This is a genomic window from Pseudomonas sp. GW821-FHT09D08 (assembly GCF_059416305.1).
Map to the genome: position 1 here is coordinate 109674 of NZ_JBWKOX010000009.1, position 16355 is coordinate 126028.

15 protein-coding genes are annotated in these 16355 nt (G+C 61.9%); 9 read left to right on the forward strand and 6 right to left on the reverse strand.

Features of this window, described 5'->3' with window-relative positions:
* Nucleotides 1–11 precede the first annotated feature (11 nt).
* Complete coding sequence (cdhC, locus tag AC07OP_RS17420; RefSeq protein ID WP_027606009.1) at nt 12–899, reverse strand: 3-dehydrocarnitine:acetyl-CoA trimethylamine transferase CdhC; 888 nt, start codon at nt 897–899, stop codon at nt 12–14.
* A 74-nt stretch (nt 900–973) separates the two neighbouring features.
* Entirely contained in the window at nt 974–1918 is a 945-nt protein-coding gene (locus AC07OP_RS17425) for a choline ABC transporter substrate-binding protein (protein WP_092490303.1), read from the reverse strand.
* A gap of 193 nt (nt 1919–2111) precedes the next feature.
* Here AC07OP_RS17425 and AC07OP_RS17430 point away from each other — a divergent pair, with 193 nt between their 5' ends.
* The 3 genes from AC07OP_RS17430 (at nt 2112) to AC07OP_RS17440 (ending at nt 4959) form a co-directional block, all read left to right on the forward strand.
* Nucleotides 2112–3056, forward strand: a complete 945-nt coding sequence (locus tag AC07OP_RS17430; RefSeq protein WP_193603513.1) for a GlxA family transcriptional regulator — start codon at nt 2112–2114, stop codon at nt 3054–3056.
* A 68-nt stretch (nt 3057–3124) separates the two neighbouring features.
* On the forward strand, nt 3125–4300 hold the full coding sequence (locus tag AC07OP_RS17435; protein WP_495102004.1) for an AAA family ATPase: 1176 nt from the start codon (nt 3125–3127) through the stop codon (nt 4298–4300).
* A gap of 230 nt (nt 4301–4530) precedes the next feature.
* A complete protein-coding gene (locus AC07OP_RS17440) occupies nt 4531–4959 on the forward strand; it encodes a hypothetical protein (RefSeq protein WP_065925461.1) in 429 nt (142 codons plus the stop codon).
* A gap of 6 nt (nt 4960–4965) precedes the next feature.
* Here AC07OP_RS17440 and AC07OP_RS17445 read toward each other — a convergent pair whose 3' ends face one another.
* The 3 genes from AC07OP_RS17445 to AC07OP_RS17455 are packed head-to-tail and all read right to left on the reverse strand — an operon-like array spanning nt 4966 to nt 6347.
* Complete coding sequence (locus AC07OP_RS17445; protein ID WP_115485625.1) at nt 4966–5382, reverse strand: DUF3010 family protein; 417 nt, start codon at nt 5380–5382, stop codon at nt 4966–4968.
* Nucleotides 5383–5422: 40 nt separating this feature from the next.
* A complete protein-coding gene (locus tag AC07OP_RS17450) occupies nt 5423–5905 on the reverse strand; it encodes a hypothetical protein (protein WP_115485626.1) in 483 nt (160 codons plus the stop codon).
* Between the two features lie 40 nt (nt 5906–5945).
* Nucleotides 5946–6347: a lysozyme inhibitor LprI family protein gene (locus AC07OP_RS17455; RefSeq protein ID WP_027606004.1), complete on the reverse strand. Its 402-nt coding sequence runs from the start codon at nt 6345–6347 to the stop codon at nt 5946–5948.
* A gap of 221 nt (nt 6348–6568) precedes the next feature.
* Between AC07OP_RS17455 and AC07OP_RS17460 the strand changes: the two genes are divergently transcribed.
* The 6 genes from AC07OP_RS17460 (at nt 6569) to etfB (ending at nt 14306) form a co-directional block, all read left to right on the forward strand.
* Nucleotides 6569–7546 (forward strand): dipeptidase, encoded by a 978-nt coding sequence (locus AC07OP_RS17460; protein ID WP_010207105.1) that lies wholly within the window; start codon nt 6569–6571, stop codon nt 7544–7546.
* Between the two features lie 52 nt (nt 7547–7598).
* The gene (locus AC07OP_RS17465) at nt 7599–8129 is read left to right on the forward strand and encodes a DUF5943 domain-containing protein (RefSeq protein ID WP_178920183.1); all 531 of its coding nucleotides are present in this window, start codon (nt 7599–7601) and stop codon (nt 8127–8129) included.
* A 15-nt stretch (nt 8130–8144) separates the two neighbouring features.
* Nucleotides 8145–10205: a dimethylglycine demethylation protein DgcA gene (gene dgcA, locus AC07OP_RS17470; RefSeq protein WP_098480801.1), complete on the forward strand. Its 2061-nt coding sequence runs from the start codon at nt 8145–8147 to the stop codon at nt 10203–10205.
* Between the two features lie 156 nt (nt 10206–10361).
* Complete coding sequence (gene dgcB / locus AC07OP_RS17475; RefSeq protein ID WP_495102003.1) at nt 10362–12305, forward strand: dimethylglycine demethylation protein DgcB; 1944 nt, start codon at nt 10362–10364, stop codon at nt 12303–12305.
* Nucleotides 12305–13525 (forward strand): electron transfer flavoprotein subunit alpha, encoded by a 1221-nt coding sequence (etfA, locus tag AC07OP_RS17480; RefSeq protein WP_281113781.1) that lies wholly within the window; start codon nt 12305–12307, stop codon nt 13523–13525. The genes dgcB and etfA overlap by 1 nt, the downstream gene beginning before the upstream one ends.
* A 10-nt stretch (nt 13526–13535) precedes the next feature.
* Nucleotides 13536–14306 carry an electron transfer flavoprotein subunit beta gene (etfB, locus tag AC07OP_RS17485; RefSeq protein WP_495102002.1) on the forward strand — a complete coding sequence of 257 codons (771 nt, stop codon included), beginning with the start codon at nt 13536–13538 and terminating at the stop codon, nt 14304–14306.
* 119 nt (nt 14307–14425) lie between these two features.
* Here the strand turns inward: etfB and AC07OP_RS17490 are convergent, their stop codons facing one another.
* Complete coding sequence (locus AC07OP_RS17490; RefSeq protein ID WP_092490309.1) at nt 14426–16351, reverse strand: secretin GspD/PilQ domain-containing protein; 1926 nt, start codon at nt 16349–16351, stop codon at nt 14426–14428.
* Nucleotides 16352–16355: the final 4 nt, after the last annotated feature.

A 16355-nucleotide genomic window follows, 5' to 3' on the forward strand; every position in this document is an offset into this window, starting at 1 on the left:
TTTTGATTCGGTTAGCCGCGTTTGGTAAGGCCCATCTTGATGCGACCCTCCGCCGGGGTCATGACCCGCGCGCCCAGGCGACTGAGGATTTCGCCGGCGCGTTCCACCAGTTGACCGTTGGTGGCGAGTACACCCTTGTCCAGCCACAGGTTGTCCTCCAGGCCGACCCGCACGTTGCCGCCCAGCAGCACCGCTTGCGCGGCCATGGGCATTTGCATGCGGCCGATCCCGAACCCGGCCCACACCGCATCGGCCGGCAGGTTGTCGACCATGGCCTTCATGGTGGTGGTGTCGGCCGGCGCGCCCCATGGGATGCCCAGGCACAGTTGGAACAGCGGGTTGTCGAGCAGGCCTTCCTTGATCATCTGCTTGGCGAACCACAGGTGGCCGGTGTCGAAGATCTCCAGCTCGGCCTTCACGCCCAGTTCCTGGATGCGCTTGGCGCCCGCCCGCAGCTGCGCCGGGGTGGAGACGTAAATCGTGTCGCCGTCACCGAAGTTCAGGGTGCCGCAGTCCAGGGTGCAGATTTCCGGCAGCAGCTCTTCCACATGGGCCAGGCGGGTCAGCGGGCCGACCAGGTCGGTATTGGGACCGAACTCCATCGGGTGCTCGCCGCCGCCGATCTCGAGATCGCCGCCCATGCCGGCGGTGAGGTTGACGATGATGTCGATGTCGGCCTCACGGATGCGCTCCATCACTTCGCGGTACAGGGCAACGTCGCGGCTGAACTTGCCGGTCTCGGGGTCGCGCACATGGCAGTGCACCACGGTGGCGCCCGCCTTGGCGGCTTCCACCGCAGCGGCGGCGATTTGCTTGGGGGTGACCGGCACGTGTGGGCTTCTGGCGGTCGTGTCGCCAGCACCGGTGAGTGCGCAGGTGATGATGACGTCGTGGTTCATGAGGCAGGTTCCTTACAGGCGTGGTGATGCCGTTCGCGGTCGGTAGTGACCGCGAAACGGTGATTCGAAGAAGGTTATTTGCTGGTCAATTGCAGGTTGGCCGCCGCCGGTTTGCCGTCGAAGGTGGTCACGCCTTCGAGCCAGCGCGCCTGGTCCTGGGGGTGATCCTTGAGCCACTGCCTGGCGGACTCGAGGGCATCCTTGTGATCCAGCAACGGCTGCATCATCCGGCTCTCGTCGGCGGCGGTGAAGGTCAGGTTGGTCAGCAGCTTGTGTACGTTGGGGCACTGTTCGGCGTAGGTCGGCGCGGTCACGGTCCAGACGGTGGCCATGCCTTCGTTCGGGCCCAGGGCGTCATCGCTGCCGGTGAGGTAGGTCATCGCGATATTGACGTTCATCGGGTGCGGCGCCCAGCCGAAGAACACCACGGCTTCCTTGCGGCGTACCGCACGGTCCACGGCGGCAAGCATGCCGGCCTCGCTGGATTCCACCAGTTGGAACTTGCCCAGGCCGAACTGGTTCTTGGCGATCATCGCCTTGATCTGGGTGTTGGCCCCCGAGCCCGGCTCGATGCCGTAGATCTTGCCGCCCAGCTCCTTCTCGAATTTGGCGATGTCGGCAAAGGTCTTCAGGCCTTTGTCCGCCAGGTAAGTCGGCACCGCGAGGGTCGCGCGGGCGTCTTCCAGGCTGGGTTTGTCGAGGACTTTGATTTGCTTGGCGTCGACGAACGGCGTGATGGTCTGGGTCATCAGCGGGTTCCAGTAGCCGAGGAACAGGTCCAGGCGCTGGTCACGGATACCGGCGAAGATGATTTGCTGGGAGGCGCTGGTTTGTTTGGTCTTGTAGCCGAGGCCGTCGAGCAGCACTTGGGTCATGGCGCTGGTGGCGATGACGTCGGTCCAGTTCACCACGCCCATGCGCACGTTCTGGCAGGATGCCGCGTCGGCAGCCCATACGTTCGTGCTCAAGATGGCGCTGGCGCTGAGTGCAAGCACGCAGCGGCGAATCAGTCGGTTCATGGTGGATCCCTCGGCAGGTCGTTATTGTGGGGGCCGGCGTCTTTGTGCGCCGTGAGGCCAAGTTACGTAGCTTTGGAGGCGACAAAACGCACGGCGGCGACCAGCTCTTGCACTGCAGCGACCTGCCCCCTTGAATCCACCCGAGAACGGGAGTATCACAGTGCCACGCTGCCCGTCCTACGAGAGCGCCACCATGTCCCAGGATTTCTACTTTCTGCTGATGCCGGGGTTCTCGGCTATCGGTTTTATTTCTGCACTGGAACCTTTGCGCGTGGCCAACCGCTTTCGTGGCGAGTTGTACCGCTGGCATGTGCTGAGCGCCGATGGCGGCGCGGTGCTGGCAAGCAATGGCATGTCGGTCAACGCCGACGCCGCGCTGGAACCGCTGAAAAAGGGCGCGACGCTGTTGGTGGTGGCCGGCTTCGAACCGCTGCAGTTCGCCACGCCGTCGCTGGAGCACTGGCTGCGCCGCCTGGACCATGACGGCGTGACCCTCGGCGCCATCGACACCGGCGCCTGCGTGCTCGCCGAAGCCGGCCTGCTCGACGGTCATCGCCTGACCCTGCACTGGGAAGCCATCGATGCCTTCAAGGAGTCGTACCCGCACCTGAGCGTGACCCAGGAACTGTTCGAAATCGACCGCCGCCGCATCACCTGCGCCGGCGGCACCGCCTCCATCGACCTGATGCTCGACCTGATCGCCCAGGCCCACGGCGCCGACCTGGCGATCCAGGTCTCCGAACAGTTCGTACTCGGCCGCATCCGCCCGCGCAAGGACCACCAGCGCATGCAGATCGCCACGCGCTACGGCATCAACAACAAGAAGCTGGTGCAAGTGATCGGAGAGATGGAGCAGCACACCGAACCGCCCCTGAGCACCTTGGCGTTGGCCGACGCGATCAAAGTTACCCGGCGCCAGTTGGAGCGTCTGTTTCGCCTGCATTTGAACGATACCCCGAGCAACTTCTACCTTGGCCTGCGCCTGGAAAAAGCCCGGCAGCTGCTGCGCCAGAGCGATATGAGCGTGCTGGAGGTGAGCATTGCCTGCGGGTTCGAGTCGCCGTCGTATTTCACCCGGAGTTATCGGGCGAGGTTTGCCAAGTGTCCGAGGGAGGATCGGCGACGGGAGGTGGTTTGACGAACAATTATAGTGAATTATACTCATCACTATAATTTATAGTTGTTTTCATAATTGAGTATAAATCCATGTCCAAGCACAGCGGCTTCGTGTTCCGTCGCCCCGCCCTGGCAAGCAGTATTGCCGATGGCCTGGTGGGCGCCGGTATTCAGGATTTCACCTCTGGCCTGTTCCTCGCGGCGCCCCGTCGCACCGGCAAAAGCACTTTCCTGCGCGAAGACCTGATTCCGGAATGTCAGCTCCGGGGCTGGCTGGCGGTGTATGTGGATCTCTGGGCTGACAAGGAGAAAGATCCTGCGGAGTTGATTGCCAGTGCTATTGCGGCTGCCCTGGTTCCCTATGAAAAGGGCATCCGCAAACTGGCCAAGAATATTGGCATCGAGAAACTGAGCTTTCTGCGGACGCTCTCCTGGGACTTTACCCAGCCACAATTGCCTGTCGGTGCGACGCTGACCCAAGCCCTGGAATTGCTCCACAGTGCTGCAGAAAAACCCGTTGTGCTGGTGATTGACGAAGCGCAGCACGCCTTGACCACCGAGTCGGGTATCAATGCGATGTTCGCGTTGAAGGCTGCCCGGGATCAGCTCAACCAGGGCCGTGACGAAGAGGGCAGCGGCTTGCGCCTGGTGTTTACCGGTTCCAATCGCGACAAACTCGCCCATTTGGTATTGGGTAAAAGCCAGCCGTTCTTCGGTTCCAGCATCACGCCGTTTCCGCTGCTGGGTAAAGAGTTCACCCAAGCCTACACTGTGCACCTCAACGCGCACCTGGCCGAGACCAACCAGTTCAACGCGGCTGATATTGATGAGGCGTTTGAGCTGGTAGGCCGGCGTCCCGAGATGTTGCGCACGATCATCGGTGAAGTCGCGTTGGAACTGGGCGAGGCGAGCAATCTGGGCCAATTGCTGCACAGTCGCGCCGAACTGCTGCGCGCGGGTGTATGGACCGAGTTCGAAAGCGCCTGGAACGCCCTGACCATCCCGCAGCGCGCCGTGCTGGAGGTGATGGTGGAGCGCTCCCAGAACAACGAACCCTTCGCGCCCTTCACCGACAGCACCCTCACGGCTGTCAGCAAGGCGCTGGAAGCCATGGGCAGTGACGTGGTGCCGGGTACCCAGACCGTCCAGGCCTGCATCGATGCCTTGCGCGACAAGGAGTTGGTGTGGAAGTCGGGCCGCGGTGGTTATGCCCTGGAAGACAAGTCGTTCGGGGATTGGCTCAAGGTGCGCAAGGCACGCCAGTGATTTCCTCAGCCGTACTGCAGATGGCGCGTGGCAGGGAAATGTGTGGGGTAGTCGATGTGGGAAATATCTTTTTCTATGTTGCTGGCTATGTCTTGCGCAAGTGCGCTGTTACCGTCCAGTGGTCGCTGATTAAGCTGCTAGTTGGGCCGTATATAAATAAGAACGCTTGTACTTGATCAGCTCGGCATCCGCACTTGTATCCCCATTACTTGATCGATAAGAGGTCCCGTATGCTCAAAAGAATTGTTGCCGTCATCGCGTTCGCGTCCGCTCCCGCCTGGGCAGCCAAAACCCCGGCGCCCTTCACCGGGACCGATTACAGCGGGCGTTATGAGTGTACTGGCAAGGACCGTCATATTGGTGACTTCACCGGTGTTGTCGATATGAAAATCAACACCAGCCAAAGTACCGGCAAGTACGGTGCCTACACGTTCACCCTGACCCTGGAAGATAAATCCCGTTATGACGGGTTTGCCGCTGCCACCGCAGATACGCTGGCGGTTTATTTCGCCCATACCGATCCCGCCTTGAAAGACTACGGCGTCGGTATTGCGCAACTTGTTCCAACGCCGGAAGGCAAAGTGTCCTTCGTCAAATATTATTACGGACCTGAATACGAAGGCGGCGGCCACGGGGTCGAACACTGCGTCAGAAGTTAACGTGCGTTACTTCTTCATCAGGCTCGAACAGGCAGCCTTATAAGCTTCATGCTGATACTTGTTCAGCGTCGCCGGCAGATCAAAGTTGTGCTTCTTGTTCTGCGCATTGATGGTCTGCGGCGACAGCAGCGTCACCTCAACCCCCTCCAGCAGTTGAAACACCCCTTCAATCTTGAACGTGGTCGGGCCACCGGCGAATTCGCCTTTTTTGCTGCGCTTCTTGATCGCGATGCGAGTGACGGCGTTGGCCTGCACGAAGGCCTTCACCTGGGCGGCAAAGGCTTTGACGTTGGCCGCTTCATCATCGTCTTCAAGGGCGATTTTCTTGGTGGCCAGGGCGACGTGGCCCAGCGCCTGGTTGTCCAGGGAGGCGACAGCGATGATGGCTTCGCTGCCTTTGATTTCGATGCCGCAAATTGTCATTCAATAGCCTATAGGGAAGAGGAGGGCTGGGTAGCCGGTATCAATAATGCCTGTCTTCCTCTTTATGCTGATAAATCTGGTGGATCGTCCAGAACATCAGGATAAGGCACACAATCATCAAGCCGGCGCTGACGCTCATAATGTAGAAGTTAGGTGAGCTCGATTTCAGGTTCGCCTTGATGCTATGCACCGTCGGGAACCATTTTGAATACACCACCTCGACCGGACCGCCAACCTTGTAGCCACGGTCTTCGACGTAGCTGCTGTTGTTCACCATGCCTTCTACGCGCAGGCCTTCATGATCGAACGCATAGTACACATTGGTGCTTGAGTTCCGTGGGCCGATGCTTTCAAGTTGAATGATTTGCCCGATGGTCTCTACGGGCGCCGCTTTGATCAGCGCATAGGGTGCACCCCGGTCTTTGGACAAAAACAGCATCAGCGCCAATGCCAGCATGGCGAAAAACAGCAACGTGGCGCGCGTGAACAGGAAGTCTCGTTGCGCTTCGCGTGGGTAGTACATGTGACGTCCTTTTTAATTGTTTTTGACGATTCAGACCTACTCATTCCTGACCAATCGACTCCAAAAACTCCGACCGCTCATCACTCATCCGCGCCAGGCAGTCATTTTGCGCAATCGCATAGGCTTTGGTGCCGGTCACTGCCGGGAAGGTGTCCACCGCGCAATCGGCGTCACGCAGTTTTTCCCACTTCTGCTGGGCATCCTTCAGACGAGCGGTAATGTCGGCGAGTTTGGTCTTGTCGCTGCCATAGGTGGAATGCATGCGTTCCAGCAGGCCCTGATAATTATCCTTGAGCAATTGCTCGGCAGTGGTTTTGTTGTAGGTGGCGCATTCCAGGGTTTGCTTGTCGTTTTCGATGCCATCGCACGGCGTGCTGTCGGTGTCTTCGGCCGCGTGGACGCCGGTTGCGATGAGTGCCAAAGCCAGGAAAATCGATTTCATTGCGCCGTCTCATATCAGGTGATGCGGGAATTCTGGCTCAAGCGTAAGACAAATAACAGCCGCCAGTCAGACCACTCATAACAGCCTTTGTCGTGGATTGACGCTTTCGGCAATTCCCCTGTCGTTTTTGCACCCGGCTCGGTCGGCCCCTGGGCATATGCTGGCCCCAAAGCGCCGGCAGACGATTCGGCGCATGAATCGCCAAAATAAGGGGACGCCTGATGAGCCCAGCCGAATTGCACGCCGACAGCATCGTTATCGACGGGCTGATCATTGCCAAGTGGAACCGCGACCTGTTCGAGGACATGCGCAAAGGTGGCCTCACCGCCGCGAACTGCACCGTGTCGGTGTGGGAAGGGTTCCAGGCCACGATCAACAACATCGTCGCCAGCCAGACCCTGATCCGCGAGAACAGCGACCTGGTGATCCCGGTGAAAACCACCGCCGACATCCGCAAGGCCAAGGAACAGGGCAAGACCGGCATCATCTTCGGCTTCCAGAACGCCCATGCATTTGAAGACCAGCTCGGATATGTGGAGATCTTCAAGCAGCTCGGCGTCGGTGTGGTGCAGATGTGCTACAACACCCAGAACCTGGTCGGCACCGGTTGCTACGAACGCGACGGCGGCCTGTCGGGCTTCGGGCGCGAGATCGTCGCCGAGATGAACCGCGTCGGCATCATGTGCGACCTGTCCCACGTCGGCTCCAAGACCAGCGAAGAAGTCATCCTCGAATCGAAAAAGCCGGTGTGCTACTCCCACTGCCTGCCGTCCGGCCTTAAAGAGCACCCGCGCAACAAGTCCGATGAAGAGCTGAAGTTCATCGCCGACCACGGCGGTTTTGTCGGCGTGACCATGTTCGCGCCGTTCCTGGCCAAGGGCATCGATTCGACCATCGACGACTACGCCGAAGCCATCGAATACACCATGAATATCGTCGGCGAGGACGCCATCGGTATCGGCACCGACTTCACACAGGGCCATGGCCAGGATTTCTTTGAAATGCTGACCCATGACAAGGGCTACGCCCGCCGCCTGACCAGCTTCGGCAAGATCATCAACCCGCTGGGCATCCGCACCGTCGGCGAGTTCCCCAACCTGACAGAGACCCTGCTCAAGCGCGGCCACCCCGAGCGTGTGGTGCGCAAGATCATGGGCGAGAACTGGGTCAACGTCTTGAAGGACGTTTGGGGCGAATAAGCCAACTATCCACGGGCTACACCACAACGAATTTTTCTGGAGTTAAGTTTCCATGGCCAAGATCGCCCCGCAATTGCCTATTGAAGTCGACAGCGAAACCGGTGTCTGGACGTCCGACGCCCTGCCGATGCTGTACGTGCCGCGCCATTTCTTCGTCAACAACCACATAGGCATCGAAGAAGTGCTGGGCGCCGAGGCCTACGCCGAGATCCTCTACAAGGCCGGCTACAAATCCGCCTGGCACTGGTGCGAGAAAGAAGCTGAATGCCATGGCCTGGAAGGCGTCGCGGTGTTCGAGCACTACATGAAGCGCCTGTCGCAACGCGGCTGGGGCCTGTTCAAGATCCAGGACATCGACCTGGATAAAGGCACCGCCAGCGTCAAGCTCGAACACTCGGCCTTCGTCTACGTGTACGGCAAGGTCGGGCGCAAGGTCGACTACATGTTCACCGGCTGGTTTGCCGGCGCCATGGACCAGATTCTGCAAGCCCGTGGCAGCCAGATCCGCACCGTGGCCGAACAAGTCTACGGAGGCTCCGAAGAGGGCCACGATGACGGCTTGTTCACCGTCAAGCCGTTGTAAGCCGAGGACCGTGCCATGGCTTTCGAAGCAATGTTCCAGCCGATCCAGATCGGCAAACTGACCATCCGCAACCGCGTGCTCAGTACCGCCCACGCCGAGGTGTATGCCACCGACGGCGGCATGACCACCGACCGCTATGTGAAGTACTACGAAGAAAAAGCCAAGGGTGGTATCGGCCTGGCGATCTGCGGCGGTTCCTCGGTGGTTGCCATCGACAGCCCCCAGGAATGGTGGAGCTCGGTGAACCTGTCCACCGACCGCATCATCCCGCACTTCCAGAACCTGGCGGATGCCATGCACAAGCATGGCGCCAAGATCATGATCCAGATTACCCACATGGGCCGTCGCTCCCGTTGGGATGGCTTTAACTGGCCGACCCTGATGTCGCCGTCCGGCGTGCGTGAGCCGGTGCACCGTGCCACCTGCAAGACCATCGAGCCGGAAGAAATCTGGCGTGTGATCGGCAACTACGCCCAGGCCGCGCGGCGTGCCAAGGCCGGTGGCCTGGACGGTGTGGAACTGTCCGCCGTGCACCAGCACATGATCGACCAGTTCTGGAGCCCACGGGTCAACAAGCGTACCGACGAGTGGGGCGGCACCTTCGAAGGCCGCATGAAGTTCGGCCTCGAAGTGTTGAAGGCCGTGCGTGCCGAAGTCGGTGACGACTTCTGCGTGGGCATGCGCCTGTGCGGTGACGAGTTCCATCCGGACGGCCTGTCCCACGAGGACATGAAACAGATCGCCAAGTACTACGACGACACCGGCATGCTCGATTTCATCGGCGTCGTCGGCTCGGGTTGCGACACCCACAACACCCTGGCCAACGTGATCCCCAACATGAGCTATCCGCCGGAGCCGTTCCTGCACCTGGCGGCCGGTATCAAGGAAGTGGTCAAGGTTCCGGTGCTGCACGCACAGAACATCAAGGACCCGAACCAGGCCACGCGTATCCTGGAAGGCGGCTATGTGGACATGGTCGGCATGACCCGTGCGCACATCGCCGACCCGCACCTGATCGCCAAGATCAAGATGGGCCAGATCGACCAGATCAAACAGTGCGTCGGCGCCAACTATTGCATCGACCGCCAGTACCAGGGCCTGGACGTGCTGTGCATCCAGAACGCCGCGACCTCCCGTGAGTACATGGGCGTGCCGCATATCATCGAGAAGTCCACCGGGCCGAAACGCAAAGTCGTGGTGGTCGGTGCCGGCCCTGCCGGGATGGAAGCCGCGCGGGTGGCCGCCGAACGTGGCCACGACGTGACCCTGTTCGAGAAGAAAGAATTTATCGGCGGGCAAATCACCACCGCCTCCAAAGCGCCGCAACGCGACCAGATCGCCGGTATCACCCGCTGGTTCCAGCTGGAGCTGGCGCGCTTGAAAGTCGACCTGCGCCTGGGCGTGGCGGCCGATGCCGAGACCATCCTGGACCTGCGTCCGGACGTGGTGGTGCTGGCGGTCGGCGGGCATCCGTTTATCGAGCAGAACGAACACTGGGGCGCCGCCGAAGGCCTGGTGGTGAGCAGCTGGGACGTGCTCGACGGCAAGGTCGCACCGGGCAAGAACGTGCTGGTGTACGACACCATTTGCGAATTCACCGGCATGTCGGTGGCGGACTTCCTGGCCGACAAAGGCTGCCAGGTGGAAATCGTCACCGATGACATCAAGCCGGGCGTAGCCATCGGCGGTACGTCGTTCCCGACCTACTACCGCAGCATGTACCCCAAGGAAGTGATCATGACCGGCGACATGATGCTGGAAAAGGTCTACCGCGAGGGCGACAAGCTGGTGGCGGTGCTGGAGAACGAATACACCGGCGCCAAAGAGGAGCGGGTGGTGGACCAGGTGGTGGTGGAAAACGGCGTGCGTCCGGACGAAGCCATTTACTACGGGCTCAAGGAAGGTTCGCGCAACAAGGGCCAGATCGACGTCGAAGCCCTGTTCGCGATCAAGCCGCAGCCATGCTTGAGCGAGGCGGGCGAGGGGTACTTGCTGTTCCGTATCGGTGACTGTGTGGCCCAGCGTAATACCCACGCTGCGATCTACGACGCCCTGCGCCTGTGCAAAGACTTTTGATGAGGTGAACGCGGTCAAATGTGGGAGGGGGCTTGCCCCCGATAGCGGTGGTTCAGCGACAACTGTACCAACTGACAGTCCGCCATCGGGAGCAAGCCCCCTCCCACATTCGGGCCAGTTTCACAGTAGACCTGTGCGGTCTGTGGGAGCTTCACCATGTTGAACACCTTGCTGCCTATTCTCTTATTCGCCGCCCTGGGCCTCGCCGTCCTCGGCGCCCTGCGCCGTGTGAACATGTGGCGCCGCGGCCGAGCCTCCAAGGTCGACCTGCTGGGCGGCCTGCTGGCCATGCCCAAGCGCTACATGGTCGACCTGCACCACGTGGTCGCCCGCGACAAATACATCGCCAACACCCACGTCGCCACGGCCCTGGGCTTTGTGCTGTCGGCGCTGCTGGCAATCCTGGTGCACGGCTTCGGCCTGCATAACCGTCTCCTCGGCTACGCCTTGCTGATGGCGTCGGTGTTGATGTTTGTCGGCGCCACCTTCGTTTACCTGCGGCGGCGCAATCCGCCGTCGCGCCTGTCCAAGGGCCCGTGGATGCGCCTGCCGAAAAGCCTGATGGCGTTCTCGGTGAGTTTCTTCCTGGTGACGCTGCCGGTGGCGGGGATCCTGCCCGCCGACTTCGGCGGCTGGCTGCTGGCCGCGCTGCTGAGTGTGGGTGTGCTGTGGGGCGTGTCCGAGATGTTCTTTGGCATGACCTGGGGCGGCCCGATGAAGCACGCCTTCGCCGGTGCCCTGCACCTGGCCTGGCACCGACGCGCCGAACGCTTTGGCGGTGGTCGTTCCACCGGTTTGAAACCCCTGGACCTGAGCGACAAGAGCGCGCCCCTGGGCGTGGAAAAACCCAAGGATTTCACCTGGAACCAACTGCTTGGCTTCGACGCCTGCGTACAGTGCGGCAAATGCGAAGCGGCGTGCCCGGCCTTCGCCGCCGGCCAGCCGCTGAACCCGAAAAAGCTGATCCAGGACATGGTGGTCGGCCTGGCCGGCGGCACCGATGCCAAGTTCGCCGGCAGCCCTTATCCAGGTAAACCGATTGGCGAGCACAGCGGCAACCCGCACCAGCCGATCGTCAACGGCCTGGTGGACGCCGAGACCCTGTGGTCGTGCACCACCTGCCGCGCCTGCGTGGAAGAGTGCCCGATGATGATCGAGCACGTCGACGCCATCGTCGACATGCGCCGCTACCTCACCCTGGAAAAAGGCGCGACCCCGAACAAGGGCGCCGAAGTCCTGGAAAACCTGATCGCCACTGACAACCCCGGCGGCTTTGCGCCGGGCGGTCGCCTGAACTGGGCGGCGGACTTGAACCTGCCGTTGCTCAGCGAAAAAGGCAGTGCCGACGTGGTGTTCTGGGTCGGCGACGGTGCCTTCGACATGCGCAACCAGCGCACCCTGCGGGCGTTCGTCAAAGTGCTCAAGGCGGCCAAGGTCGACTTCGCCGTACTGGGCCTGGAAGAGCGCGACAGCGGTGACGTCGCACGGCGCCTGGGCGATGAAGCAACGTTCCAGCTGCTGGCCTCGCGCAATATCCAGACGCTGGCCAAGTACAGCTTCAAGCGCATCGTCACCTGCGATCCCCACAGCTTCCATGTGCTGAAAAACGAATACGGCGCCTTCAACGGCAACTATCTTGTGCAGCACCACAGCACCTTCATGGCCGAGCTGATCGGCGAAGGCGCGCTGAACCTGGGCCAGCACAAAGGCAACAGCGTGACCTACCACGACCCGTGCTACCTGGGCCGCTACAACGGTGAGTACGAGGCGCCGCGCCAAGTGCTGCGTGCCTTGGGCATCGAGGTCAAGGAGATGCAACGTTCGGGTTTCCGCTCACGCTGCTGCGGCGGCGGTGGCGGCGCGCCGATTACCGACATCCCCGGCAAGCAACGTATCCCCGATATGCGCATGGAAGACATCCGCGAGACCGGCGCCGAACTGGTAGCGGTCGGTTGCCCGCAATGCACGGCGATGCTCGAAGGTGTGGTTGAACCGCGCCCGTTGATCAAGGACATCGCCGAGCTGGTGGCCGATGCTTTGCTGGAGGACGTCACACCGGCCAAAGCTCCCAACAAGCGTGAACCTGCGGAGGTGCACTGATGAGCGACATTATCCGCCGCGACCCACGGGCCGAATGGATCGCCCGTAACCGTCTGCACCCGCTGCATGCGGCGATGCAGCCGGTGCAACATAGCTGGATGGGGCCTAACGGCGTCATCCGCAAGAACGTGCATGGCGTCGGTTTTATCGGCCCCAACGGCATCAAGCGCATCGACCGCAGCGGTGCCCAGCAGGGCGGTGCGGCCAAGCGTACGGCGGCGATTGAAGTGCAGTTGCCGCTGCATCAGGTGCCTGCGCCTGCGTTCTACATCAACGTAGTGCCGGACATGGTCGGTGGCCGCTTGAGCAGTCACGACCGCGACCTGCTCGGCCTGGCGCGGCAACTCGCCGGCAACGACGGCGCGGTGCTGGCGGTGGTGTTTGGCGAACACAAGGAAAGCGCGTTTGCCACGGCCGGTGTCGATCGCCTGCTGGTGCTCGACGGCCACGAATTCGATGGTTATTCACCGGAGCAACGCGTGCAGGGTTTGCGCGCTGTGGATAACCAGTTCAACCCGCGCCATTGGTTGCTGCCCGACAGCCGCAGTGGTGGCGGCGAGTTGGGTCGGCGCTTTGCCGCCAGCCTCAAGGAGCGCCCGGCCACTCGCGTCTGGCAGATCAAGGGCGATGAGTGCATCGGCCGCGCCGGTGCGGGCCGGGAAGACTTGGCGCGGCCGCTGCCACGCCTGATTCTGGCCGCCGCCGAATGCGCCGATCCGGTCAGCGACACACGCCATGAAGTGCTGCCTGTGGAGTTATCCACAAGCCTGGCGCGCAGCCTGCCGCGTATCGAGGATCTCGGTGCGGTGGCGGTGGACCCGGCGGCGATTCCCATGGCCGAGGCCGAGTTTATTTTCTCCGGCGGCAACGGCGTGAAGGACTGGGCGCTGTTCCACCAGACCGCCGCGGCATTGGGGGCCACCGAAGGCGCCTCGCGGGTGGCGGTGGACGATGGATTCATGGCCCGTGATCGCCAGGTCGGCGCCAGCGGTACCTGGGTGACGGCGCGGGTGTATGTGGCCGTGGGGATTTCCGGGGCGATCCAGCACCTGCAAGGCATTGGCGCCTGCGACAAGGTGGTGGCGATCAACCTCGACCCGGGCTGCGACATGATCAAGCGTGCCGACCTGTCGGTGATCGGCGAAAGCGCCGCGATTCTGCAAGCCTTGATCGCTGCGGTCGAGGCCTACCGCAACGGCGCCAAGCGCGATGCGGCTTGAGGACATGACCATGACCACGAATGTAATCAGCCTGGTGTCCATCGGCGCCCACCCCACCTCCGGCCGGCCACGCCGTGCCGAACAGGATGCGCGCGCCGTCGAACTGGGTCTGCAGATGGCTGGGGATAAGTTGCAGGTGCTGCACGCCGGCAACATCGCCGAACCGACCCTGCGCAGCTACCTGGGCATGGGCCTGCCACAGTTGCACGTGCTGGAACAACCGGAGGGCAGCGATGCGTTGCCGGTGCTCAGCGAGTACCTGCGCGACGCCGGTGCCCAGGTGGTGCTTGCCGGCAGCCAGGCCGAAACCGGTGAAGGCTCGGGCATGTTGCCGTTCCTGTTGGCCGAGCAATTGGGCTGGCCGCTGATTGTCGGGCTGGCCGAGGTGGAGTCTATCGACGGCGGTGTGGCCCATGTGCTGCAAGCCTTGCCACGCGGCCAACGGCGGCGCTTGAAGGTGCGCCTGCCATTCCTGGCCACGGTGGATAACGCCGCGCCGAAGCCCCGGCAGAGTGCCTACGGCCCGGCACAGCGCGGTGAATTGGCGGCCCACGATGTGGAAGTCGAGCAGGACGCGTTATTCACAGGCGCCGTGCTGCAACCGGCCAAGCCCCGGCCCAAGCGCCTCAAGGTGATCAAGGCCAAGAGCGGCGCCGACCGCATGAAAGCCGCCACCGCCAAGGCCAGTGGTGGCGGTGGGCAGGTGCTCAAAGGTGTGAGCGCCGAAGAGGGCGCCCAAGCCATTCTCAAGTTGCTGATCGAAGAAGGCGTCGTGCGCTAACCCACTAACACTGCAAAACCAAGGTGGGAGGGGGCTTGCCCCCGATAGCGGTGCTTCAGTTAAAGATGCTGAGACTGACACATTGCAATCGGGGGCAAGCCCCCTCCCACATTGGATCTTCATTGGGGCGCAGGTTCGGGCGCAGGTTTCGGCACCAGGTCCGGCAGCGGTGGCGGCAGAGGTTGCCAGGTGGCATCCGGCTGTTGCATCGGCGGTGGCAGCGCCGGCGTGGGGTCGCCGCCAATCGGCTTGAGGATCATTTTGTCGGTGGTGTCGCGCAGGATCATGCCCTGGGTCGAACTGCGCGCCTCGGTGCCGCTGTGGAAGGTGCTGATCTGGGCAATCGGCAGGTCCAGGTTGCGTTCGATCCTCGGGGTCAGCAGCAGAATGATCTCAGTCTTCTGCTGGGTATTCTGGTTGGTGCCGAACAGCTTTTTGCCGATCCACGGGATCTGGCTCAACCACGGCAAACCCGAGCCCTCGTCGACGTCCGCCGTGCGGATCAGCCCCGAGACGATCTGGGTTTCATTGTTGCGCGCGGTCAGCAGGGTCTTGGTGGCCCGTGAGCCGAGTTCGAAGGTGGCCGGTACGTTTTCCGAGCCGGGAATACGCTTGGTGATATGGCTCATTTCCACGTTCAGCTCCAGGTTCACCTCATCGCTCAGGCTGATATTCGGCTTGACCGTGATCTGCAGCCCGACGTCCTGGTAGGACACCGACGAGGTGGTGATCTGGTTGGCGGTGGTGGTGGTCACCACGGGGATCTTGTCGCCGATGTTTACCTGGGCTTCTTCGCGGTTGCGCACCCGCACCCTGGGGTTGGCCAGGGTCACGGTGTTGCCGCTGCGTTGCAGCATATTGATGCGCGCCGAGGTACTGCCCGCGTCGAGCAGGATGTTGTCGCCATTGATCCCGCGCAATGCGCTGAGCGGGATGCCTGCCAGCCCGGCAGGCACGTTGGCCAGGTTGCCCACGGACAGGCCGATGCTCTCCGGGTACTGGATGCCCAGGTTCAACTCGTCGGTCAGGCTGACCTCCAGCACCTGGATGTCGATGGTCACTTCCGATTGTGCGATATCAATGGCTTCCACCAGTTTTTCCACCGCGCTCAGGGTGTCCAGTCCATCGCGCACGATCACCGCGTTCAGGCGTTCGTCCACCAGCACCTCCTTGGGCTTGAGCACCTGTTTGATCTCGGCGGCGATGACCTTGGGGTCGCCATGGCTGAGGTAGAAGGTGCGCACGGCCAACTCGCGGTATTCCCGTTCCTTGTCCGGGCGGCGGGGGTAAACCAGGAGGGTGTTGGCGTTGAGGACCTTCTTGTCCAGCCCCTGGGTGGTCAGCAGCAGGTTCAGCGCGTCTTCGGCGGTGGTTCGGCTCGCGGTCATGCTCGCCGAGGCACTGGGATTGACGTCCTTGTCGATGACGAAGTTGACCCCCGACAGGCGCGCAATGGTCTCGAAAATCGTGGTCAGGCTTTGGGCGCTGAACTCCAGGCTCAGGGGTTTGCGCATGGCCTCGGAGAGGTCGGCACTGAGGTAATCGGCGCTCACCAGTTCACGGGTCAGGGCATTGCGAAAGTCCAGGGCCTCTCGGTAGTTGGGCTTTTGCGCGATGATCCGGCGCACCAGGTTGAGGGCTTCCACCGGGTTGGAGCGCTTCATTTCGTAGGCCTGGGCCAGTTGCGGGCGCAGCTGTTTCATCGCCTGGATGCTCTGGATTTCCTGGCGCGCGCCGAGGTTGCTGGGGTCGTATTTGAGGATGGTTTCCAGGGCGCGGATGGCAGCGGCATCGTCGCCACGCATCAGCGCGGTGCTGGCTTCGCGGCTGTATTGGGCCACCAGCAATTCCAGCTTGCTGAAGTTGGCGGTGCGCAGTTGCACATCGTCGGGGGCCTGTCTGGCTTCGGCTTGCAGCACTTCGACCGAACGGATGATGTCGCCCTTCTGGCGCAACTCGTCGCTCTCCTTGATCGCCCGTTGGGTCTGGCAGGCGCTGAGCAGGGCCACGGCCAGGCTCAAGGGTATCCACGTGCGTATGGCCATGATC